Annotated in this window: 22 protein-coding genes; 8 read left to right on the top strand and 14 right to left on the bottom strand. The window is 43.4% G+C overall.

What is annotated here, in order from left to right:
* The first annotated feature begins 552 nt into the window (after positions 1–552).
* Positions 553–741: a hypothetical protein gene (locus IJJ71_RS12090; protein WP_296847349.1), complete on the top strand. Its 189-nt coding sequence runs from the start codon at positions 553–555 to the stop codon at positions 739–741.
* Between the two features lie 7 nt (positions 742–748).
* Here the strand turns inward: IJJ71_RS12090 and IJJ71_RS12085 are convergent, their stop codons facing one another.
* The 5 genes from IJJ71_RS12085 to IJJ71_RS12065 form a co-directional block, all read right to left on the bottom strand.
* Complete coding sequence (locus IJJ71_RS12085; RefSeq protein WP_296847348.1) at positions 749–1594, bottom strand: TrmH family RNA methyltransferase; 846 nt, start codon at positions 1592–1594, stop codon at positions 749–751.
* A 2-nt stretch (positions 1595–1596) separates the two neighbouring features.
* Positions 1597–2745: an iron-containing alcohol dehydrogenase gene (locus IJJ71_RS12080; RefSeq protein WP_296847346.1), complete on the bottom strand. Its 1149-nt coding sequence runs from the start codon at positions 2743–2745 to the stop codon at positions 1597–1599.
* Positions 2746–2840: 95 nt separating this feature from the next.
* Positions 2841–3128 carry a flagellar biosynthesis anti-sigma factor FlgM gene (locus IJJ71_RS12075; protein ID WP_296847343.1) on the bottom strand — a complete coding sequence of 96 codons (288 nt, stop codon included), beginning with the start codon at positions 3126–3128 and terminating at the stop codon, positions 2841–2843.
* A gap of 21 nt (positions 3129–3149) precedes the next feature.
* Positions 3150–3860, bottom strand: coding sequence for a 16S rRNA (cytidine(1402)-2'-O)-methyltransferase (rsmI, locus tag IJJ71_RS12070; protein WP_296847341.1), 711 nt, complete (start codon positions 3858–3860; stop codon positions 3150–3152).
* A gap of 45 nt (positions 3861–3905) precedes the next feature.
* Positions 3906–5408 (bottom strand): HDOD domain-containing protein, encoded by a 1503-nt coding sequence (locus IJJ71_RS12065; RefSeq protein ID WP_296847340.1) that lies wholly within the window; start codon positions 5406–5408, stop codon positions 3906–3908.
* A gap of 95 nt (positions 5409–5503) precedes the next feature.
* Between IJJ71_RS12065 and IJJ71_RS12060 the strand changes: the two genes are divergently transcribed.
* From IJJ71_RS12060 to IJJ71_RS12045, 4 genes are read left to right on the top strand one after another with little or no spacing between them, the layout of a single operon-like run.
* Entirely contained in the window at positions 5504–6604 is a 1101-nt protein-coding gene (locus tag IJJ71_RS12060; RefSeq protein WP_296847338.1) for a hypothetical protein, read from the top strand.
* A complete protein-coding gene (locus IJJ71_RS12055; RefSeq protein ID WP_296847336.1) occupies positions 6601–7368 on the top strand; it encodes a Nif3-like dinuclear metal center hexameric protein in 768 nt (255 codons plus the stop codon). The genes IJJ71_RS12060 and IJJ71_RS12055 overlap by 4 nt, the downstream gene beginning before the upstream one ends.
* A gap of 33 nt (positions 7369–7401) precedes the next feature.
* Positions 7402–7983 (top strand): signal peptidase II, encoded by a 582-nt coding sequence (gene lspA, locus IJJ71_RS12050; RefSeq protein WP_296847334.1) that lies wholly within the window; start codon positions 7402–7404, stop codon positions 7981–7983.
* A complete protein-coding gene (locus IJJ71_RS12045) occupies positions 7983–8276 on the top strand; it encodes a hypothetical protein (RefSeq protein ID WP_296847333.1) in 294 nt (97 codons plus the stop codon). Before lspA ends, IJJ71_RS12045 begins: the two co-directional genes overlap by 1 nt.
* Positions 8277–8635: 359 nt before the next feature.
* Here IJJ71_RS12045 and pta read toward each other — a convergent pair whose 3' ends face one another.
* From pta to IJJ71_RS12010, 7 genes are all read right to left on the bottom strand, one after another.
* Positions 8636–9661, bottom strand: coding sequence for a phosphate acetyltransferase (pta, locus tag IJJ71_RS12040; RefSeq protein ID WP_296847332.1), 1026 nt, complete (start codon positions 9659–9661; stop codon positions 8636–8638).
* A 233-nt stretch (positions 9662–9894) separates the two neighbouring features.
* Entirely contained in the window at positions 9895–11559 is a 1665-nt protein-coding gene (locus IJJ71_RS12035) for a hypothetical protein (RefSeq protein WP_296847330.1), read from the bottom strand.
* A gap of 74 nt (positions 11560–11633) precedes the next feature.
* Positions 11634–12716: a biotin--[acetyl-CoA-carboxylase] ligase gene (locus IJJ71_RS12030; RefSeq protein ID WP_296847329.1), complete on the bottom strand. Its 1083-nt coding sequence runs from the start codon at positions 12714–12716 to the stop codon at positions 11634–11636.
* Positions 12717–13400, bottom strand: a complete 684-nt coding sequence (locus IJJ71_RS12025; protein ID WP_296847328.1) for a P-II family nitrogen regulator — start codon at positions 13398–13400, stop codon at positions 12717–12719.
* Positions 13397–14929 carry a DUF1538 domain-containing protein gene (locus tag IJJ71_RS12020; RefSeq protein ID WP_296847327.1) on the bottom strand — a complete coding sequence of 511 codons (1533 nt, stop codon included), beginning with the start codon at positions 14927–14929 and terminating at the stop codon, positions 13397–13399. The genes IJJ71_RS12025 and IJJ71_RS12020 overlap by 4 nt, the downstream gene beginning before the upstream one ends.
* 41 nt (positions 14930–14970) lie before the next feature.
* The gene (locus IJJ71_RS12015) at positions 14971–15465 is read right to left on the bottom strand and encodes an S-ribosylhomocysteine lyase (RefSeq protein WP_296847326.1); all 495 of its coding nucleotides are present in this window, start codon (positions 15463–15465) and stop codon (positions 14971–14973) included.
* A gap of 35 nt (positions 15466–15500) precedes the next feature.
* Positions 15501–16208: a 5'-methylthioadenosine/adenosylhomocysteine nucleosidase gene (locus IJJ71_RS12010; protein WP_296847325.1), complete on the bottom strand. Its 708-nt coding sequence runs from the start codon at positions 16206–16208 to the stop codon at positions 15501–15503.
* A 383-nt stretch (positions 16209–16591) separates the two neighbouring features.
* Between IJJ71_RS12010 and IJJ71_RS12005 the strand changes: the two genes are divergently transcribed.
* Together IJJ71_RS12005 and IJJ71_RS12000 are read left to right on the top strand one after the other, a co-directional pair.
* Positions 16592–17431 carry an alpha/beta hydrolase gene (locus tag IJJ71_RS12005; protein ID WP_296847324.1) on the top strand — a complete coding sequence of 280 codons (840 nt, stop codon included), beginning with the start codon at positions 16592–16594 and terminating at the stop codon, positions 17429–17431.
* Positions 17432–17583: 152 nt separating this feature from the next.
* Positions 17584–19578, top strand: a complete 1995-nt coding sequence (locus IJJ71_RS12000) for a hypothetical protein (protein ID WP_296847322.1) — start codon at positions 17584–17586, stop codon at positions 19576–19578.
* A 92-nt stretch (positions 19579–19670) separates the two neighbouring features.
* Here the strand turns inward: IJJ71_RS12000 and IJJ71_RS11995 are convergent, their stop codons facing one another.
* Together IJJ71_RS11995 and IJJ71_RS11990 are read right to left on the bottom strand one after the other, a co-directional pair.
* Positions 19671–20489: a hypothetical protein gene (locus tag IJJ71_RS11995; RefSeq protein WP_296847320.1), complete on the bottom strand. Its 819-nt coding sequence runs from the start codon at positions 20487–20489 to the stop codon at positions 19671–19673.
* Between the two features lie 109 nt (positions 20490–20598).
* On the bottom strand, positions 20599–21501 hold the full coding sequence (locus IJJ71_RS11990) for an Rpn family recombination-promoting nuclease/putative transposase (protein ID WP_296847318.1): 903 nt from the start codon (positions 21499–21501) through the stop codon (positions 20599–20601).
* Between the two features lie 147 nt (positions 21502–21648).
* Between IJJ71_RS11990 and IJJ71_RS11985 the strand changes: the two genes are divergently transcribed.
* Positions 21649–21789, top strand: a complete 141-nt coding sequence (locus IJJ71_RS11985) for a hypothetical protein (RefSeq protein WP_296847317.1) — start codon at positions 21649–21651, stop codon at positions 21787–21789.
* Positions 21790–21913 lie beyond the last annotated feature (124 nt).

Genomic DNA, 21913 nt, shown 5'->3' with positions numbered 1-21913 from the left:
TGGATGAACAATCTTCCTAGAAAAATATTGGGTTATAAAACTCCAGCTCAACTATTTGAAGCTGAGTTAGATAAAATTTATAGAAAAACAGCTTAACAAATTTGTTGTTTCAAGTTGTTATTGCAATTTATGAAATAAAAAAAAACAGGGGCTTGACATAAAACATAGGAGTCTCGTTCGAAGCTGTGCTTCGAGCGCGGAAGGGAGCCATTCCCATTACGATATTTCTTGCAGATTCCTTAAGGAAGATTTAAGATAATATAAATATTTTTTGGAGAATTCTATGAATACTAAACGCACTGACTCTCTTACTTATATTTCAAGTGCAGGACTGCGATTCTTTGTAAATCCACGGGTAAAAAACTTTCTGTCATCAATGTCTCAAAGGAAATTTTTGAAATTTTTGATACTACGGGCTTTACAAATATCCTCGATGTTCAGAAAAAGCTCCGTGAAATCAGCGTTGAAGGCTGTGAGCTTTTAGGTCAGGGCGGAAACGGCAGCGTATACCGTCTTGATGATGACAAAATCGTCAAAGTCTACAAACCTTACATGACCCGCGAAGTAATCGACAAAGAACGAGAATTTGCCCGAACCGCTTTTATGAACGGCGTTCCGTCCGTAACGACAGGTGCGGAAAAGGCAGTTCAGCTTGCACCTATACTTATGGACAAGATGCTGAGAGCCGTTGTGATTTCGAATGAACAGGCTTTAAGGCATATCCTGTCTTCGGCAAAATAAGCAGGCTTCATTCAGAATCAGCTGAAATACTTTCCACCCATTTTTGCATCAGAATTCCATAAGCCACGCCGACATTCAACGAAGCTTTCAGACCTTTCATCGGGATTGTGACTCGACCGTAAGTTGCTTTGCTCAAAGCCTGCGGGCTTACGCCAAGCTCTTCCGAGCCGATAATGCAGATTCCTTTTTTTGGGAATTTAAATTCTTCGATTGGAGTTCCGCCTGTTTCAAGCACGAAAATTGGCAAATCATTCTCGCGAGCAAATTCTTCCAGTTCATCAACGCTTTTTCGCTCAAAACCAATTGTCTCTATGCAACCCATTCCGCTACGAAGTGCTTTCGGGTGGTTCGGGTCAATGCACATCGGCGAAATCAGAACTTTCTCAGCTCCCATTGCTTCTGCCGTACGGAAAATTGAGCCGCAGTTGAATGGCGAGCGGATATCTTCTGCATAAACATAAACGCCAGGGAAAAAATCACGCTGCTTTACAAGACCGTTTTCGTCGAGCGGAGAAGCGTGCGGTGCGATAATCAAATCCCATTCAGCAGGGAAAGTTCCGATGATTGCAAGAAGATTGTTTCGCGCAAGATTACATGCCCGCTTTTCGTCAAAAGGCTCGGATTCAAGAACTTCTTCGAGCTGTTTTTTGCTCGCATCTGGAAGCTCCTCGTCCTGAATCACAATCGAAATGAGTTTTTTGATATATTCAGCACGCGGAATCGACTTAAAGTTGTACTCATTGCCCTTCTCCGGGATTCCGTCCACATCTCGCTCTAAAGCGCCGAAAGTAAGAGCCAGTTTCCGCCGCTTTTGTCCCGGTTGCAGCTGATTCAATTTATGAGGTTCAATCATGTCTAGAATGCCGTTTTTATCAGTCCAAACAAATCATCGCTGTTCATGCTTCGTGGCAAATTGTTCACGATGTCGAGCTGTCCGGCATCTTCTGCGGCAAGCGCAAGCTGTTCAAGCGAAATTGACAAATCTTTGAGTCGTGCAGGAAGGTTCGCCTTTGCGATTCTCTGACGGATATTCTCTGCAAAAGCATGTGCCGCTTCCTCATTTGTCTGTTCTGGCTGTGCGATATTCATTTTTCTTGCGAGGCTTGCGATTCGGTCTGCCTTGAATTTTGCACATTCCTCGACCATGTAAGGGAACAAAATCGTGGTGACAAGTGAACGAGAAATCTTGTAGCGGGCGTTAATACACATTGAAAGAAGGCTTGCGATTCCGATTGAAGAAGTTGCTGCCGAAAGACTTGCCATGCAGCCTGCCTGAGAAAGAAGTTCTTCTTTTGGAGTTGTGATTGTGAGAGTCTGTGAGCCGTCGAGCGCGTAAGAGAAAAGTTCGATTGATTTTTCGGCAATCATGTCGCTGAAGAAATTCTCGCGCTGAGAAAGATAGCTTTCAGTTGCAAGGCAGAGCGTTTCGAGTGACATTGATTCAAGCTGATTCTCTGTCAAAGTTGCGGTCAATGTCGGGTCAAAAAGCACAAGTTTTGCAATTCCGTGCTGAGATTTCAAAAGTTTGAGAGTTGAGCTTCGGGCATCAACAAGAGGAACTGAATCGGTGAAGACAAAAGCGTCACGGATTGTAGTTGGAATTACGATCAAAGGAAGTGGATTGCTCTTTGGAACAGCACCATCCAAATAATCATACAAATCATGCTCTTCATTGAAAAGTGAACAAGTTCCGCGCGCAATGCTGATTGGTTTTCCTCCGCCCACGGCAATTACGCCCTGAACATGAGCCTCGCGGGCAAGTTTGAGCGTTCTTTCCAGTATTTCAGAATCTCCGCCGCTTGAAAGCTGATCAAAAATAAAATAATCGATTTTTTTATCATCGAGAGCCTTTGTGATTTTTTCAGCAGAACCATTCTCGCGCAAAATCGGATCAACGATGACCATGAATTTCGTGCCATAAGAAAGAACTGACTGTCCGATTCTGGTTGCAGAATAAGAGCCTAAAAGAATATTTGGTGAAACTTTAAATGAAAAATCAGCCATTTTATTAAATCCCTGCTATTTCAAGTTTTATATAAATCTAAAAAAAAAGACGGAAAAAATTCCGTCTTTCTGTAAGCGACACCGTTGCCGGCGAATTAAAGTCCATAGCTTGCAAGAATTCTGTCAGCTGTTGATGCAATGACAGCCTGATTCAAGTAGTTTGGATCCTTAATCTTTTCTTTGATGGCGGCAACGAGATCCTGTCGTACATCAGGAGTTTCTTCCGCAACCTGATTCAAGTAGTATGCTTCAGCTGCAGCCTTTGCTTCATCAGAAACACTGATTGAATCTGCCGTAGAATAAGTATTATCTTTAGCCTGTGTGCGTCGAACATTCTGAACGTTGTTAAGAGGATTTACATTGTCAATTCTTCCAATCATCATAGCTAACCTGCCTTTTACTCTTTAAATATCGGCATCCTCATCAGATTCTTTAGAATTTTTTGAGGATTTTGAGATAAACACTGCAAATTCACCCTGAATTTTGCTCCTTGAGCTAAAATCCTCGAGCAATGTTTGAGCAGTCCCCTCTACTATCTCTTCGTGCAGCTTTGTAAGCTCGCGCCCCACAACTACACGCCGTTCACTATCAATATCGGCAATATCCGCCAGAAGTTTAGTGATTCTGAACGGAGATTCGTACAAAACTATTGCCGCTTCCATTTCCATTAGCTCGCGGAGCCTTGAGCGGCGGCGACCAGGCTTTGGCGAAAGAAATCCTTCAAAAACCAAAGTTTTGCCACCAGCACCCGCAACACTGACCAAGGAAGCAAAAGCACTTGCACCAGGAATCGGAACAACTGTGTGCCCGGCCTTGCGTGCCAATCCTGCAAGAATCGCACCTGGGTCTGAAATGCCAGGAGTTCCGGCATCACTTGCATAAGCTACAGTCTGCCCTTCGTCGAGCATCTTGATAATCTTTTGGCTCGCAACTTCCTCGTTCTGGGAACGGCATGAAACGAGCGTTTTTTTGATTTCGAGATGATTCAAAAGCTGGAGCGTGTGCCGAGTGTCCTCAGCCGCAACGACATCAACAGATTTGAAAGTCTCGACAGCCCGAAATGTAATGTCACCGAGATTACCAATCGGGGTTCCAACGATGTATAAGGTAGACATTAATTAATTATAGATTAGAAACAAGAAATTGGCAATTAAAATAGACTATTCTTCTACGAAAGCCGCACTCAATTTGTCAGAAATTTTACGGAGCTGATTTTCACTGCCGATTCCGAACAATTTTAAGACATCAAGATCAAACTGATAATAGTCAACCTCGTGGGTTTCGTAATGAGAAAGCATGTCCGCGAGATAGACCAGCGAAGTAATCTTTTTGTTTGTCGGAGAAGCCATGTCCGGCTCATGATGATGACGGATTACGGAAACAATAACTTCCGGGAAATTCCATTTTTCGGCAATCAATGCGCCGACTTCGCTGTGGTTTACGCCAGCAAGCAATTTCTCAAAAATTTCCGGGGAAAGATTGCGCTGCTTACAGATATCGCCGACACTTTGGACAAAATCAGGATGTGCCGTAGCAAAAACAAGCTTGCCCATGTCATGCAAAAGACCGCAGACATAAGAATCATCGATGATGTCACGCTCATTTGCACAGAAATTACGAGCCAGATTGTATGAATAGAACGCGACCCTGTAAGCATGAGTCCAGAGGATTTTCTGAGAATCACCGCCAAGTGCATTAAGCTGATTGACTGAGCCTACGGAAAGCAACATGCTTTTTATTCCACGGATTCCGACAAGTTTTACTGCATCGGCAATGCTTCGGCAAGGAGATGCGAGCGCGAATGTGACCGAATTAACAAGACGGAGCAAATCAGTTGTGAGGGAAACATCGCTTGAAATTGCCATTGCGATTTCACTCATTTTTGTGCCGCTGTTGTTGATAAGCCGATTTACGCGGATGATGCTCTCCGGGAACTGCGGAATTTCATCGATAAGCTTGATGAATTCGTGTGAGGCAAGGCTGAGACCTCGCTGAGTTTTTTCGTTGATTGGAAGGATGATTCGGGTGATTGTCTCGCCGTTCTCGCAAAGAATCTGGAAATTTTCTTCGGTGAGGCCAATCTTTTCGAGCATAAGAATCATGATGATGATGCCAAGTCCTGCTCCTTCGGACAAATCAACGACCTGGCTCATTGCCTGATCAACGGAAGTATATTGCTGCGCACGGCTGAGTTTGTCATGCATTCGCTTGTATTCGCGGAAAGTCAGCTCAGAATTGTTTCGGACTTCGATTTTGATTCGGTTGTTTCTGGTTTGAAGAATGAGTTTCACATAAAGGCCGGTAAGTTTTTGAAGCGCAAGATAATGACGGATGTTGCCGAGAGTTTCTTCCTTGAAAGTTTTCATTCCGAGTTCGTAATCAGAATCATCGAACAAATTAAGGTTCTTTTCTTTGAAATAAATGCGCTTTGTGTTGGCCTTTTTTGCGTTTGTGACAAGCTCGTTGAGGCAGTATCGGAGATATGAACCCATGTGTTCCTGACCAAGCTCAGACAAAAACGATGTAAGCACCTGCTCCATATAATCAGCCATTTCGCGTGGCAAAGTATATGTAGTGATAGAGAGCGGAATTCCGGCACGAATCGCCATTTTTATCTTTGAGTTATCAAGACTGACTTTTTGTTTTTTTTGCTCCTGCTGCATATCCAAATAATTATACTACATATTCTAATTTTTGGAAACAATTAAACTAACATTATAGTGTTGAGTAAATCACGATATTAGGGCAAAATAATGCTATGTTTGATTGTTTTCTAGCACAGCTTCTTGTTCTTACCATGATATTTTTCTGCTCCGCGCGAGTTTTCTTTTTGAAGAATGCGCGCATCGACTGTTTTGCGGCATTTGCACCGGCCGCGCTCATAGTTTCTGCCTTTACATTTTACTGCTTCGGTTTTTCAGTGGCAAATCTGGCTATTTTTTTGCTTGCGGTAATGGTTGCATTTACAAATTTCAGGGCAATTCTCAGGCTTTACGCACGGCTCGTCATCGACAGCTACAACATCGTCTTCATACTTTTTTCTGTTCTCAATCTTTTTGTTACAATTCTTTTCGCAGTTACAATCGTCATGCTCAGGCCTGTAAAATACAGCGACAAAGATTTCGGAATCAAAATGACCCCACTCACGCTCACAGGCCCAAGCTCAAACCTTCGGGTTCGGGAAAGTCCGTTCACAGGCGAACGATTTTCCGGCGAGGCTTTCCTTTATGAGCCAATTGTACACGATGAAATCACGGAAGAGCTTTATTCAGAAAATCCAGTTCTTCTTTTTGTCTCAGGAATTCGCGGAAATGTAAAAAATTACGAGCCTTATTTTATGATTCTCGCACAAAAAGGCTATAAAGTTCTTGCCGCTGATTTATACACCGATGATTTCAGGCTTCTTTCAAAAGAAACCGAAAGCAAAGTCGGAAGATATTTCCTTGATTCAAAATTCCTCAGAAGATTCGCAATTCTTCATCTCGAAAACATAAATCCACAAAAGGCAGAAAAACTTCTTGCGGAAGAAAAATTGCAGGCGAGCAAAAAATATTCAGCTCTCACAAAATTCGCAATTGATTTTTTGGGCGACGAGACAAAATTCTTCTATATCGTGGACAATGTTGATTTTGATTCAATTTACGCCGTAATCGATGAATTCAACACAGAGCCTTACTCAAACGCAAAGGGATTTTTCTCAATGAACCGAGTTGATGAATACAAAACCAGCGGATACGGCTTCATCGAGCAGACTGATGTTCTTCTTGCAAAACAAAAAGAAATCGAAAGAGACCCTAAATTCTTTATTCCGCGATACATGGCAAACAAAACTGTAAAAACAATAACGGAGAAAAAATGACACTCACAGAACTCAACCGATATTTCAATTCTTTTCTTCACAAAGAAGATTATGACTCGGACATTTCCCTGAACGGAATCCAGATTTCAAACTCAGCCCCTAACGAAAAACAAATCACGAAAGTTGCTTTTGCGGTTGATGCCTGTAGGGAAACAGCAAGAAAAGCCGCAGAAGCTGGTGCGCAGGTTCTTTTTGTTCATCACGGACTTTTCTGGGGACATTGCGAGACAATCACAGGAACTCACTATCAGCGGGTCGCAGAATTCATCAAGAATGACATTGCACTCATTGCTTACCATATTCCCCTTGATGCCAATGAATTCGTTGGAAATAATTTTGGAATCGCAAAAAGAATCGGGCTTGAAAAAGTTCGTCCGTTCGGAAAATGGCGAGGAATGACTTTGGGTGCCAGCGGAGAACTTCCACAAGAATGTACAATCGAAGAACTTGCAAAAAAACTTTTCCCAAATGGCGAGAAGCCAGCAAATATTTTCCCTTTCGGCAAAAAAATGATTAAAAAAGTTGCCGTAATCTCAGGCGGTGCCGGTGATGATTTCGATCAGGCTGTCAAAATCGGGGCAGATGCCTACATAACAGGCGAAGTCGGGCACGAGGAATACCATGCCATCGAAGAATCGCAAATCAATGTGATTGCAGGCGGCCATTACAACACAGAGACAGTCGGCGTTCAGCTGGTTCAAAAACGGCTTGAAGAAGACAAAGGCATCGAAACTGTGTTTATCGACATTCCTACAGGTTTGTAGTATAATGTTTCTCCATATCAAAAAGGATTTTTTATGTCAGAAGCTACTATCGAAGTAACATTCAAACCAAAATATTTCACAGCAAAAAAATTAGTTCCGCTCATTCTTGTGCTTGTCGTAATGATTCTTGACCAGCTTACAAAGCTCATCGTCACGGACACAATTCCGCTTTACGAGGTTGGCGCATCATTTTTCGGCGGATTTTTCCGAATCGTCCATGTAAACAATCCGGGAATTGCATTCAGCATCGGTCAGGGATGGTCAGTTGCAGCCCGCGGAATTTTGTTCCGTCTGGTTCCGCTCCTCGTAATCATCGTTGTCCTCGGAGTTTACATGCGCAATGATGATTTCACGGCTCTCCAAAGATGGAGCATTGCGGGCATTGCGGGCGGCGGTTTCGGAAACCTTATCGACAGGTTCTTCCGTGCCGAAGGTGTTGTTGATTTCATTGATTTTCAGTGGTTCGGAATCACTAATTCACCGTTCAAATTCCTGCGCTGGGAACGATGGCCTACATTCAATATCGCTGACTCGGCCGTAGTCGTTTGCGGCATTCTGCTTGTTTTATCTTTCCTGCTTACCGTTAAAAACGCTAAAACAAAAGGTGAAGACTAATGACCAAAAAAGAACGGACTTTCGTTTTTAATATCTGCGTGCTTTTGTATAATCTCGTGCTTGGACTTGTAATCGAAGGATTTCTTTTCCTTGCAGTAATCTTTTTGATTTCAAAAAACCAGAATCTCGCAGAAAGCATATTCAGCCAGATAGCATTGCCACTGGTTCTGCTTGCAGGTTTAATCACAGCAATGGCAATTTCTGTTAAAACCGTAGGCTGGTTCATCAAAAAATTCAATCTCGAAGACAAACTTGATGAAAAGCTTGTAAGTCGCTACAAAAAAGACAACTAAAGCAGTTTTTTAATTACTATTGATAAAACAAAAAGACGGTCTCCCGTCGGAAACTAAGCGAGAACGACAACAATTGTTCTCGTGTCCCGAACATCGCAGTGAGCATAGCTCAGGCGAGTTCGTGCCAGAACCCGAACGAGCACGAAAACGAAAGTGCTCGCTACTCCGACCGTCTTTTTTTTGCTTCCGCATGGATTTGCACTTTATCGGCTAGTAAAAAAAGCCCCACAGGATGTGGGGTAAAAGCAAAGAGAGAAAATTCAAACGGCAAAGTCAACGATATTTGCCCTGTTTGCCATTAGGTGAACAGAATTTTCTCGTTAGAACAAAAAAATACATGGATGTATTTTTTGTTCTAATTATGCCTGCAAAGCTGTTACAGCAACAGTGTCGACGATTTCGTCTACGTTGCAGCCGCGAGAGAGGTCGTTGAGAGGCTTTGCGAAGCCCTGACAAACAGGACCGATTGCCTTCCATCCACCCATGCGAGCTGCGATTTTGTAACCGATGTTACCAGCGTTGATGTTAGGGAAGATGAATGTGTTTGCATGACCTGCAACTGTGCTTCCTGGAGCTTTGAGTTCGCCAACTTCTGGAGCGATTGCTGCGTCGAACTGGAATTCACCGTCGAGAGCAAGCTCTGGAGCCTTTTCGTGAGCGATGATTGTTGCGCGAGAAACTTTGCCAACTGTGTCGCCGTCTTTTGGATCTGCACCAGAACCCTTTGTTGAGAATGAGAGCATTGCAACTTTTGGCTCGATACCGGCGATTACTTTTGCTGTGTTAGCAGAAGCGATTGCGATGTCAGCAAGCTGGTCTTCTGTCGGGTTGATGTTGATTGCACAGTCACCGAAAACTGCGATTCCGTTTGGAAGATATTTGTTTGAGTTCTCTGGAGCTACCATGATGAAGCATGAAGAAACTGTGCTGCATCCAGGAGCTGTTTTGATAACCTGCAATCCTGGGCGGAGAGTGTTTGCTGTTGAGTGGCAAGCACCAGAAACGAATCCGTCTGCGTCTCCAGCTTTCAAGATGAGTGCGCCGTACATTGTGTAGTCTTTGAGTGCGGCAGCTTTTGCGGCAGCAACATCAGCGTATTCTGGGAGACCAGTTTTTTTGTTGAGTTTGCCCTCGCGAGCTTTGTACAAGATTTCTGCATATTTGTCAGCGTTTGAATCAGTTGTTGGATCAACGATGTTTACGCCTGTCATATCAAAACCGAATTTTTCGATTTCAGCCTTGTTTCCGAGGAGGGTGATTTTTGCGATGCCCTCTTTTACGATGCGTGAAGCAGCCTCTACAACGCGCTTATCTTCACCTTCACAAAGAACGATTGTTTTGCCAGCAGCCTTAGCTTTGGCGCGGAGTTCTTTTACAAAATCCATTTTTTGCCTCGATATGTATTAAAATTTATTAACAATTATATTGTATTCTTTTTAAGAAGAGAATCAATTAAAAATTCCTACATTTTTTTGCATATTCTGTAACAACCTAGAAAAGCAGGCGTTGCGGGCGGCGTTTGAGCCCGCAGAAGGGGTGGCGGAAAAGCTCAGCTTTGGAGCCAGGGGAAGGCTTTCCCCTCTTTAACTCCTAACTGCTAATTGCTAACTCCTAATTATTAATATCCGTCGCTCATAGCACGGTTGAGGTCACGCTGATAAAGCTCGGCATAGACTGGACTTCGCATCTTGAGGTCTTCCTTCTTTGCCTGATTGAACGGAACGAAACGCCAGAATACTGCGCGCAAATCCTTGTCCATTCGCTGGATACCGTCAACTTCCTTTGTCATCCAGAGGACGTAATCGGCGATGAAGTAAGATTTGAGGTCGCCCTTGAGCTTTTGTCGCTCAATCCACTGGTAATACTGACCAGTGAGGCCTTCTTCCATCCAGTAGTAGCTGGCTTTTTCTTTGGCAACCTGCCAGCGCAAGTCAGCGACAGCCATGAGGATTGCAATTTTGAGGTCACGCGGATACATTGGAATTACGATACGGCCACGGCTTGTAACGCGGTTGTAACGGTCGAACGGCTCCCAACAGAAGCCAAAATCACCATAAGTTGGCAGACAAAGAACATACGGAACGATGCGGTTCTTCATGTTCTTGTGGATTCGGACGAAACATTCCGGGTCATTGTCTTCGACCCATTTGAGGATATTGAGGACATTTTCGCGGAAACCAGTGAGTCGAGGAACACAATGGAAGAATTCGCGCGTGAATACCGGGAACTGATTACCCTGACGGCCACAAGTCATTTTTGCCATCTGGCGGACAGTCTGGAACTCAATCATGATGTCACCAGTATTGACTTCAACGGCTTCTGGCTGACCGGAAAGCTTGTCTTCGAGGGAATTTCCGATTGCCTTTGCCTCTTCAAATTCTCTCATGTATGAAGAAAGGTCTTTGTCGATCTTTTGAAGGGTACGAAGTTTTTCCTGAATTTCAGCAAAAAGCTTTTTCTGACCCTCGGTGTAAGGCTGTTTGTGCGGCTCAAGGCCAAGCTGCGGGCTGTGTTCGCACAGTGCATCAACTCGGTTACGAAGCTCGTTTTCAAGCATCTGTCTTTCAGCTTCTTTTGAATTGAGCAAACTTTCGGCATTCTGCAATTTGCCGTCGTTTTTGCTTTTGAGCTGCTGAATTCGCTGAGCCTCGGCACCAGGATCATTTTTGCGCGGAGTGCGGGCTTCGTCAGTTGCTGACAGGGTGAGGCGTCCGGTTGCAATTTCCTTAAACCATTCGTCCATGTAATAAACTGGCTCACCAGTGTTGTTTTCGAGGATTACGGTTGAGAAAAGCTGCTTTTGCTCCGGCGTAAACAAAGACGGAAGAACCACGCCAAAACGCATGAGCATCTGCTTTGGTTTTTCAAGATTTCGCTCTGCGGCTTTAGGACACATTACGCGGATAAGTTCCCACCATGAAGTTACAATCTGCTGGCGGTAAACAGTGCGGTCTTTTGGATCCTGACATGTGAGGTATTTTGAAAGAATCTTATGAACTCTTTGTGCCTGTTCCCCTTCGCCTCCGAGAGCCGTCTTATAGTAGGCTTTGTCATCAAAAATGTGGTTTGACTCGTCTTCATAAAATTTCGTGATTTCTGCAAAGCCAGTCTGAGACAAATCGACTTTGTGAACAGCTCCGGCCGCCGAATTATCAGTTTTTTGGGCAGGAGTTTCAGTCTCAGAAACCTCTTTAAAAGATGGATAATCATCGCTAGGGCCTGCTTCAGCTTCCGTTTCGGCAAGCAACGCAGCAATTGTCGGGTCCAAATCTTGATCTGTCATCTATTCCTAACCTCGAAAATTTAAATAAAATTCATGTAAATTATAACACATGTACTAAAATTTTTCATCTTTTTTTATACAAAATCGTAACTGTGAAGGCTTACTTCTCCGCTGGAAAGTTTTCGGATTTCACCAGATTCTGTCTGCACGACGAGGCGCATTTCTTCATCAACATCTTTTACTGTCGCCTTGTAACTTTCGCCGTTTGTTCCCGCAACAGGATTTACATTGACGCTCTGCCCGGTGAGCATTGAAAGGGCACGATATTCCTGAATCATCTCGGATTTTATTTTTTCATCAGAATTTTCAAACGCCCCGTAAAATTCAATCAGATTTCGCACAACTTCGGCAATAAGGTCATTTTTTGAGATATTTGGCATTTTCTCGCCTTTCAGAGATTTTGCTTCCTCGATGCTGCCAGCGATTTTTGTGATTTCTCCTTCAAGGGCAGGATTTTTACGAATATTGATTCCGATTCCAACAACAGCCGCATCAATACATCCAGTCTCAAAATTTGCGATTCCTTCAACCAGGATTCCGCAGATTTTTTTGCCAGCCAAGAAAACATCATTCACCCATTTAATCGAAGAATCTTCGCCGTAAAGTTTTTTGACCGCACGAGCCACGGAAACAGCAGCCGCAGCCGTGTAAAGAGCAGGATTTTTTACGCCACCACGCGGAGAATACAAAAGTGAAAAATAAACGCCACAGTCTTTTGGAGAAACAAATGTGCGCCCAAGCCGCCCCTTTCCGCCAGTCTGAGTTTCAGCGGCAAAAAGTGAGAGATGTGCGGATTTTCCTTTTTCAGTGAGATTTCCCGCCGCATCACGGAACGCACCGACACTGGCCGCATATCTTTTCGCTTCGGAATTTGTAGAATCTATTTCGTCAAAAGTGAAGAATTGCAGCTTATAATCGCCATAATTCGTTAAAAATGAAGAAATAATTTTGGCATCAAGTTTGTCGGGAGCTGATAAAATTTTGTAGCCACGGTTTGTGACCGCCTCGATTTTGTAGCCATCATCTTCGAGGGATTTTATTGCCTTCCAGATAGCCGTGCGTGAAACCGAACAGGAAGAAGCCAATTCCTCGCCGGAAAGAAATTCACCATCTTTGAGAGAATTTAATGCTTGAAGAACACTGTTTTTTGTTGCCAATTACTTTCGTTTTCCTAAAAGCTCGAAATCTGTGACAGGAGAGCTGAACGCGATTCCCATGCCAGGCTCTTTGAGGCATTTTACTTCTTTGATTGCAGTCAAGACGGCTTCTTTTTTGTCGTGCTCAACAACAATTACAAGCATGTCCTTTTCAGGAACGATGTGAACGCCGAAGAATTTTGCATCGTCTTCGCGGGCAGTTCCTCGCGCGTTGATGACAGTTCCGCCAGTCGCTCCGGCTTTTCGGGCAGCGAACATCACATCATCAGCGTAGCCTTTGTTCACGATGACCGTAATCATATCACGGGAAATTTCTTTATTCTCATTTTCGCTCATTTTTTCTTCTCCTTTTGAACCAAGGTTTGCTGCAGCCCCGGAATTTGCACCTGCTTTTAAAAGTGAATCGACATCCAGCGTAAAGAGTTCGCCAAAATTTGATTTTTCGTTTTGTGTTGCCTCGTAAATTGCGTTAATTATCGAGGATTTTTTTTCGGACTCGACGACCATGTAAATCAAATCTTTCGTAGTTTCGCCAGTTCCAAGAATTGCGCCGAAATTTGACTTTGCAAGCCCTCGCCCCATCAAAACAGAGCCTCCGCCACAGCCTGCATCAACGGCCGATTTTGTAAGTTTTTCGCCTTTATCGTGAGGAACTATGCTGATTATCAATGAAAATTGGCTCATTCTTCACCTCCAGCCGCAATTTTTGCCTTTTCTGAGCGGTTTGATTTTACTTTGAATATGATTCCCAAAATTTGAATCGCAATCAACGGAGTCATGGCAACGAGCGCAATCACACCGAACGCATCAACGCTTGGATTTCCTCCGCTCGCACTAGAAGCACCGAGCGTGAACGAAAGAATAAATGTGCTCGTCATTGGCCCGCTCGCAACCCCGCCTGAGTCAAAAGCAATCGCCGTGAACAATTTTGGAGCTATAAAAGACAAAACAAGTGCCAGAGCATAGCCCGGAATCAGAATGTACCATAGAGAAAAGCCGAAAAGAACGCGGCACATTGAGATTCCGATTGAAAGGGCAACACCCGCACTCAATGCCACGAGCATGACTTTTCGCTTGATTGTGCCGCCAGAAATCGATTCAACCTGATCTGTAAGAACCCAAACGGCAGGCTCCGCACAAACGACAATCGCCCCGAAAACAACACCGACAGCCACCAAAAGTGCCGTCCAGAAAGAGCCTTGCAAACTCGCTTCTCCAAGCACTTCGCCCAGAGCCTCGCCAGCCGGCATAAATCCGCCGTGCGCACCACAAAGGAACAGAACAAGCCCCACAAAGCTCAGGACAAAGCCGCGAACCATTCGCACGACCTGCATCGGAGGCATTTTTAAAAGGAAAATCTGAAAAAGAGCCGCCATGGCCGCCAAAGGAGCAAGGGCTGTGGCAACTTCCATAAAAATCGACGGGAGAAGATTCAAAAATACAAAAATCCCATGCCCGATTAAGCCGTGACCAGCCGCCTCTCCAGAAATCGCCGCATCAGATGTTGCATGAATGCTTATTCCGTAAACGATGACCGCAAGCACCGGCCCGATTGATGCAATTCCTGTGAGGCCAAAAGAATCCTCGGCTGAGGAAGCGATTTTGCCGTTTTTGCCAGTTTTTGAACGAACCGCCGCAACACCAACGCCCAACGCCATGATAAAAGGAACTGTCATCGGCCCCGTAGTCGCACCGCCTGAATCAAAAGCAACGCCCTGAAATGTCGCAGGCGCACAAAATGCGAGCGCAAACACACCGATGTAAGAAACCGTAAGCAGAATATTGAGCGGAATCGAAAGAACCGTGCGCAAAATGCCAAGAGCAACGAAAAATCCGACACCCACGGCAATCATCAGAATCAAGCCCCACTTGCTTACGCCCGGAGCAATTGCGCGAACCTGGTCGGCAAGCACCTGAACATCCGGCTCCGCAACAGTGACAATAAAACCAATCAAAAAGGCAGCGGCGAGCAAAAGTTTTAGGCTTCGCTTGGCCGTGAGAGCAGCACCGCTCCGCTCACCAATCGGCAGAATTCCGATATCAACGCCGAGCAAAAAGAGAGTGAGTCCGAAAATAACGAGAATTCCGCCCAGAACAAAGCGAGTCATCGTGCCCAAATGAAGCGGGGCAATCGTAAGCCCCAGAAGAACCACGACAATCATTACAGGAAGGACGGAAAAAGCAGTTTCCTTAAATTTCGCGAAGATGTTCATTTATTGAAAAGCTCCATTCCGCTAAATAATCGCAGAAAAAATTATGCGTCAGCAAAAACTTTTCCGTCATCAAGTGTAACTTTAAGCTTGGTGTACTCGCAATGGAAATCATTTTTGAGACGGTCAAGATATCTTTTGCTTTCCCAGATACACATCGGAAGATCGTGGAGAAGATAGTTTCCGCAAGCTTCCGGGCGTGTCGCAGGAACTTCCGTCTGAGTAATAATCCATTCAAGGCAGCGGATTGTGAGCTGTCGCATGTCCTCAACTGAATATTTCCCGGTCATGATGATGTACATTCCTGTGAGACAACCCATAGGGCCTACATAAACAACATCATCCTTTACTTCTGAATTGCGGAACCAGGTTGCCATAAGATGCTCAATGCTGTGGATTGCAGAAGGAGCAATTGCAGGCTCCTTATTTGGCTCAGTGATTCTCAAATCGTAAGTTGTAAAGCCCTTGTCCTCGCGGGAAATGTAAATTCCCGGTTTCAAATGTGTATGGTCAATTGTAAAACTCTGAATAACTTCCATAAAAGTGCCTCGGATATTTTTGATTTTTATTTATTTTATATCAAGCAGATGAGTTTTTCTACAACGCGCGCGCTCATCTCTGCGGCTGTCGATTCGTTGAAATCATAAACTTTGCTGCCAGAATCATCCGCCATATCGCTCATACATCGAAGGATAACGAACGGAACTGTGTTGAGGTAGCAGGCATGTGCGATTGCAGCACCTTCCATCTCGACACAGGCCGGAGAAAATTCTTTTGCGATGAAAGCCTTGTGTTCCTTATCGCTGATGAACTGGTCGCCAGTTGCAATCCGGCCTTCAATCATTTTGTGCTCTTTAGAAAATTCCGACTCAGCGAAGGCTTTTTTTGCGACCTCAATCATGCCTTTGTCTGCCTCGAAAGAGAAAACCGGCATCTGCGGAACCTGCCCTAATTTGTAGCCGAAGCCTGTTGCATTCAGGTCGTGATAAACGGCATCAGTTGAAACAACAAAATCCATGACTCCAAGACCGTGTGCCATCGCGCCCGCAATTCCTGTGTTGATGATGTTCGTGCATCCAAACTGAAGGGCAAGCCGCTGTGCACACAAAGCCGCATTGACCTTTCCAACGCCCGAACGAACGAGAACAACATCAACGCCGTGGATTTTTCCCTCATTAAAGACGAGTGAACCGGCTTCAGTTTTCTTAATTTCGTCTCCCATGAGATTGCGGAGGAAGTTCACTTCTACTTCCATTGCCCCGATAATTCCAATTTTTTTCATTTTATGCTCCTTTATGTTACATTTTGCGAGATTTTCCGTTATTTTCGCAAAAAACTTCAAAATTTTCAACGATTTTCAATCAAAAAGTATTGATTAAAATCTCTAAAAAGTCTATTATACTATCAGCAGCAAGAAACAGACACTTCCGTTGGAAGACAGTCTAAGAAGCCCCCGCCTTTTCTCCTCCTTTAAGCGGGGGTTTTTCTTTTTAAACACAGGCTGGGGGAAGTCTCCCCCTCGGCTCCAATGGCTTCGCCATTTCCGCCTACCCCCTCTGCGGGGCACCTTTTTTTCCGTCTTGCCCCGCAACTTTTTCAATCTTTATCTTCATAGATAGAATGAAAAAGTTGATTTTCAACGCCTCAATATTTTATACTGTTTTAATGATTTACGAAACATTTTCACTTGGCAAAAAAGATGTTTTTCTGAAAACTTACCTTCACGAAAATTTTGAATTCAACCCGGCACGAAAACGCCCCTTCGTGCTCGTGATTCCAGGCGGCGGCTACAATCATGTCGGAGTGCGTGAGCGTGAACCAGTCGCGCTCAAAATGAACGCACTCGGCTTTCATGCGGCAACACTTCACTACTCCATCGCACCGATGAAATTCCCTGATGCGCTCATTGATTTGGCAAACGCAGTCGCCCTGATTCGAGAAAATGCCGAAAAATGGCATGTCGATTCCGATAAAATCATTATCTGCGGATTCTCAGCCGGCGGACACCTGGCGGCAAGTCTTGGTACATTCTGGAATTCAAATTTCTTGCAGGAATATTCCTCACATTCCCCGGAAGAAATCAGACCGAATTATCTCTGCCTTTGCTATCCTGTAATCACATCAGAAAAAAATTACGCGCACGAAGAATCAATTCAGAATGTAATCGGCTCAATTCCGGCCGAAGAAGCAAAAAAAATCTGCAAGTCACTTGGAAAAAGCGACATGCGCGAAGTAGTTTCAATCGAAAAGAACATCACAAAAGATTTTCCGCCAACTTTTATCTGGCACACAGTTCAAGATGAAGCTGTTCCAGCCAAAAACACGATTCTTCTCGCGAACGCACTCTACGAAGCCGGAATCGATTGCGAATATCATCTTTTCAACAGAGGAAAACACGCGCTTTCCCTGTCCACAGAAGAATCCGCCCTCGCAGACGGCTCAAACATCGAAAAAGAATGCAGCGTATGGCCAGAATTGTTTATAAATTGGTTTAAGGAATTTTAAAATCAGACTTCGTTAAATTTCAAAATTCACGGAATTTTACACTTTTCCGACAGAAATCTTAGTATCTCCGCGTGGTAATATTGTCTAAGTTTCTTTTCAGATTCATCTTGCTTAAAAATCTGGAAAGATTTCAAAAAAATATGGAGGACAAAATGAAAAAAATCTCTACAGCCGCTGCCTTGCTCGCAGCCAGCGCACTGCTTTTTGGCAGTTTAATCGTCGCATGTTCCCCTCACGGAACTGGCATTATTGATGAAGGAACAAAAACCACAGCCGGCACAATTAGTGCAAATGCAGTTTCTGGCACCACAGCAACACTTACAGACTCAACTGGCGGAACTTACACATTCATAAGCGGAGCTTCTGCAAATATCGTTCCTGTCCTTTCCACAGCCTCAACACCAGCCGGCGGAACCTGGACTTACAAGGAAAAAAATATATCTTTCAATAAATACGAAGGAACATTCACTGGCGACATCGCAAAAATTGGTAAAGAAGCGACATCTTTCAAACTCACTGTAAAGAAAGTTGCAAACGCAAAAGGCGAATTGATGACAGCAAAAAAAGAGGCATCATTTGACTTCAACTTAACAACATCTGCATTCACAGCAACAATTCCAGAGGTCGAGGCTTCGGCAACAAAAGCAGAGGAAGAACCAGAAGTAGTTGCAGATCCAAAAACTGTAGTCAATGCAAAATTCGATTTCCTTGTTACATCTGCGACAGCTGGAATCGACTTAAATACAGAGACAGACCTTACAGAATATGCAAAACCAGCATCAGATGTAGTTACCGCAGCAAAAGGTGCTTCTCTTAAATTCATCACCGGAAACGGATCAAAAGTCAAATATGAAAATAATACAAACTATGGACTTTATGTTGGTTCTAAGAAAGACAGCCTCAGCACAGTAGCAGCAGCAGGTTCTTATAAAGAACTTTACAGTAATAAAGATTGGATTTACGGAAAACTTGAGCTTGAAACAACAGATTCTGCAAAAATCACTCTCAATGTATCAGGAAACGGCGATACTCATTATGGTCGCTGGGTTGTAGTCACAAATGTAAAAGGCAAAATCGTAGGATTCGCAGAAAATTTGGGACGAGTAGAAAATGGTACAACAGAAATCAAAGAACTCAAAGTAAATGATGGCAATCTCGTAAACAAAGGTAAATACACAATTTGGATGCACGGTAGCCGAATTAACAGCATCACAGTGAAGAATGATTTGACAGCAGATATTGTTGAGATTCCTATAAAAACAATTACACTTGCAAGCGATAAAACTACACTCAAAGTTGGTGCAACAACTTCAACAACAGTAACAGCGACAGTTAATCCATCAAATGTAAATGTTGCATACGATATTGATTATACTTCAAGCAACACTGACCTTCTCACTGTCACAAAAGATACAACTGACAAAAATAAGGCAACCGTAGCAATCAAAGAAGGTGCAACTGTAACAGATGACACAGCAGTCACAATCACAGCGACAGTAAAAGGCACAACTATCAGCAACACATGCAAAATTACTGTTAATAAGGGCTCTTCTGTCAAACTGGCAACTGCAAAGACTTATGATTTTACAGATTTACCACTAAGTGCATTTGAAGGGCTTACTGCATGGGCAAGTGATGGAAAATTAACTGATACCGTTACAAGAATCACAATGGCCAGTGGAAATGTAAGTATCAAGAAAGGTTCAAAATTCAAGACAAATATCACTTCAAGTAACGCAGAATCGGCGAAAACAAAATACATACAATTTAATTCAGGTAATACAAACAGCGATTTTTCAACAACAGCAACACCTTCTAATGCAGATTTGTACTTGTCGTTTGAAATTGATGGAACTGGTTCCGTTACAGCAACCGTAACAGGAGTTCAATCAAATGACACTTCTGCAGCTGGAGTAAAGGGAAAAGCTGCATTCGTTGATGCTAATGGAAACTTATTAGGCGATATTTGGGAATATGATATTAGCGGTGAAAATAATGCGACTGTAGCCGGAACAGTTTCGGCTACGATAGCAAATACAAATCTTTCTGAAGAGGATAAATGTGTTGTTTATCTTCTGTTTAACCGAGGAACAATTTCAAAAGGTTCACTTCGAGTTACAACAGTCAATGTAACGCCTGCTGAATAATTTCTAATTAACTAGCCAAAATTCTACCTTCATAGAAAAATCAAATTAATTATTTCATGAAGGTAGAATTTTTTTGGACATATGTAAATTTACTACTGTTTTGCAATATTAAGAATAATATCTCCAAAAATTGCTTTTAAATTGAAGTTTTTTGTTGTAGTTGTTGTTGCATTTGACTGTGTTGTTTTAAAATCTCCTGTCGCAATAATAGCAATCTTTATTGTTGCCTCTGCATTTGCAGATAATGTATTTGAAAGTCCAAGTTCAGAAATAATAGAGTCCTTTTTTGTTTCTCCTTCACCGACTTTTACATTATCAATATAAACGACTGTTTTAGCAGCTGAACCTGCGGCTTGCGCAACTTTCGCACTGATATTTTCCAATACAATGTTTTCTTTTGCGGTGACTTTGAAAGAGAGCGAAATAAGCTCATCATTTTCTGAGAAAACAACCCATGTTGCTTTATTTAAATTATCAACAGTTGCCTGTTGGTAAGTAAGGGCTATATCTTTTGTTTGGAAATAAGCACCCGAAATAGATGAGTCACCGACTGTGTAATCTTTTTTAGGCGATGGATATTTTTTTGTGTCTGAGTCTTCTGGTAATTGAAGTTGTGTATTCCCAACTTTAATTTTTCCCAGAGTATAGGAAATATCAGTGATTTCGATGGAATTTGAAATGTCTGCATCTATAATTCCTGTCATTGAGATTTTTTCATTTTCTTTTGTTGCCGTCACATCTTTGAAAAAACTGATTGCTGACAGTTTGACAGAAGAGCCCTTATAAAAACCAGGCGTTGCGGGTAGCCCGCAGAGGGGGTAGCGGAAAAGACCACAGCAAAGCGAGGACTTTGGAGCGAGGGGGAGACTTCCCCCTTTTAGATTTTTTTGTATTTTTCCGACCAGTTTCAATTTACATTGCCGAAATAAAGTAGATACACCCCGTCAAGAAAGCGCCCAGTAAAGACCATACCTGAATCCAAACCGAGCGGCTTACCCAAAAATTTTCAATTTTCCGTTTTCAACTTTCAATTTTCTCAGTTTCTAGTTCTTCTTTTATCGCAAGCACCTGCTCCAGAGGAAGGGAGCAACCTTCTGAAACAATATTTGCTGCAACACCAAGTCTGAGCAAGTTCCGTGCATTCTCAATACAAGCATCCTCTGCTGCAATCTGCTTCTGTACCTTAACGAACATTTCCTCATCCCATTCATCGAAAATCATGGACTGCTCCTCCTTGCTAAGGTTGTTGAAATAGCCGGCTAGAGCCCTGCCGTTCCTGCACTGCTCAAGTGCGTAATGCAGCGGATTCTCAACGCCTTTATTTCTTCCAATTCTAACATACTCCGTAAAGTCTGAAAAAGCAAGGAGTGCCTCGCATTTTTTGAGGATCGGATGATTTGCGCTCCTGTTGATGTTGTAGACCTTCGCTGTCAGATCCAGCGTGAGCGATTCCGGCAAATCCAGTTTTGAATCCTTCAGCTTGATGAACGCATCGGAAAGCCTCATCGTCTTTTCCTGCGGAAACGGATCATCGCCGTTGTAGAAGACATAGCACTCCGGGCGGGGGAGCTTTATTTCCTTAGTGTTGTACTTGTCGTTCTTGTCGAAAAACCTGTTGTAGTGCGCAACAATATATTCCAAACATCGAAATGGCATATTATTGTTCACCGTGCTCTGGTGCTCTGTGAGTACGACGATGCTTCCGTTGATTTCCATAGAAACATCATTCTCAATATCCCGGTAAATCACATTCTCCAGCGTGACAGGCTCAATCGGAACCTCGCCGATTTTAAAGTCCGTGCCGTGAATCGCATTGTAGAGTGAGAGGAAATGTTCCTTCGCATTGATGTTACGCCCGAACATGTTCACGAAAAGTGAGCTCTTAAAATCCCGCTTCTGGGGAGTTGCTTTTTTCTGTACCATAAATGAACCTCGTTTGAAAATAAATATCACATGGGAATTTTTTCCACGCATATATGTATTTCCAAAATTTTTTCATTTTTGGCAATGTAAAAGCAATTTTTTTGAAAAAAGTAAAAAAAATTGCCACACGGATGTGGCGGAGAGCAAATGAATCGCAAGAATTTTCAGGATGAAAATTCTTGTCACGACATGGATGTCGCAAATAGTCAGAAAAATGCAAAAAATTTTTTTCTCACGAAAAAGTCGGGCACGGCTATGGAGCGGTGGCGGAGCCAGCCACTGGACTGAGGAGCGAATGGAATGAGTGACGAGGGAAGAGGCCGAGGGTGACCGAGCCGCGGAACAGCCGCAGCAGGTTGATTGCCCCCCTCGCCTCTACATGAAATTTATTTTGCAGCCTCAAAAATAATGT

Origin of the sequence: Treponema sp. (assembly GCF_017430385.1) — a bacterium.
In the GTDB taxonomy this organism is placed as follows: Bacteria; Spirochaetota; Spirochaetia; order Treponematales; family Treponemataceae; genus Treponema_D.
The sequence above is the reverse complement of the archived record's forward strand: the minus strand, read 5'-3'. Positions and strand labels throughout refer to the sequence as shown.

Bases quoted from the DNA above. Each gene is read 5' to 3' on its own strand.
- IJJ71_RS12005 (WP_296847324.1), top strand. From the start codon at position 16,592: ATGATTTACGAAACATTTTCACTTGGCAAAAAAGATGTTTTTCTGAAA.
- rsmI (WP_296847341.1), bottom strand. From the start codon at position 3,860: ATGTCTACCTTATACATCGTTGGAACCCCGATTGGTAATCTCGGTGAC.
- IJJ71_RS11985 (WP_296847317.1), top strand. From the start codon at position 21,649: ATGAATCGCAAGAATTTTCAGGATGAAAATTCTTGTCACGACATGGAT.
- IJJ71_RS12020 (WP_296847327.1), bottom strand. From the start codon at position 14,929: ATGAACATCTTCGCGAAATTTAAGGAAACTGCTTTTTCCGTCCTTCCT.
- lspA (WP_296847334.1), top strand. From the start codon at position 7,402: ATGTCAGAAGCTACTATCGAAGTAACATTCAAACCAAAATATTTCACA.
- IJJ71_RS12045 (WP_296847333.1), top strand. From the start codon at position 7,983: ATGACCAAAAAAGAACGGACTTTCGTTTTTAATATCTGCGTGCTTTTG.
- IJJ71_RS12035 (WP_296847330.1), bottom strand. From the start codon at position 11,559: ATGACAGATCAAGATTTGGACCCGACAATTGCTGCGTTGCTTGCCGAA.
- pta (WP_296847332.1), bottom strand. From the start codon at position 9,661: ATGGATTTTGTAAAAGAACTCCGCGCCAAAGCTAAGGCTGCTGGCAAA.
- IJJ71_RS12010 (WP_296847325.1), bottom strand. From the start codon at position 16,208: ATGAAAAAAATTGGAATTATCGGGGCAATGGAAGTAGAAGTGAACTTC.
- IJJ71_RS12060 (WP_296847338.1), top strand. From the start codon at position 5,504: ATGTTTGATTGTTTTCTAGCACAGCTTCTTGTTCTTACCATGATATTT.
- IJJ71_RS12085 (WP_296847348.1), bottom strand. From the start codon at position 1,594: ATGATTGAACCTCATAAATTGAATCAGCTGCAACCGGGACAAAAGCGG.
- IJJ71_RS12065 (WP_296847340.1), bottom strand. From the start codon at position 5,408: ATGCAGCAGGAGCAAAAAAAACAAAAAGTCAGTCTTGATAACTCAAAG.
- IJJ71_RS12080 (WP_296847346.1), bottom strand. From the start codon at position 2,745: ATGGCTGATTTTTCATTTAAAGTTTCACCAAATATTCTTTTAGGCTCT.
- IJJ71_RS12025 (WP_296847328.1), bottom strand. From the start codon at position 13,400: ATGAGCCAATTTTCATTGATAATCAGCATAGTTCCTCACGATAAAGGC.
- IJJ71_RS12000 (WP_296847322.1), top strand. From the start codon at position 17,584: ATGAAAAAAATCTCTACAGCCGCTGCCTTGCTCGCAGCCAGCGCACTG.
- IJJ71_RS12055 (WP_296847336.1), top strand. From the start codon at position 6,601: ATGACACTCACAGAACTCAACCGATATTTCAATTCTTTTCTTCACAAA.
- IJJ71_RS12090 (WP_296847349.1), top strand. From the start codon at position 553: ATGACCCGCGAAGTAATCGACAAAGAACGAGAATTTGCCCGAACCGCT.
- IJJ71_RS12015 (WP_296847326.1), bottom strand. From the start codon at position 15,465: ATGGAAGTTATTCAGAGTTTTACAATTGACCATACACATTTGAAACCG.
- IJJ71_RS12075 (WP_296847343.1), bottom strand. From the start codon at position 3,128: ATGATGATTGGAAGAATTGACAATGTAAATCCTCTTAACAACGTTCAG.
- IJJ71_RS11990 (WP_296847318.1), bottom strand. From the start codon at position 21,501: ATGGTACAGAAAAAAGCAACTCCCCAGAAGCGGGATTTTAAGAGCTCA.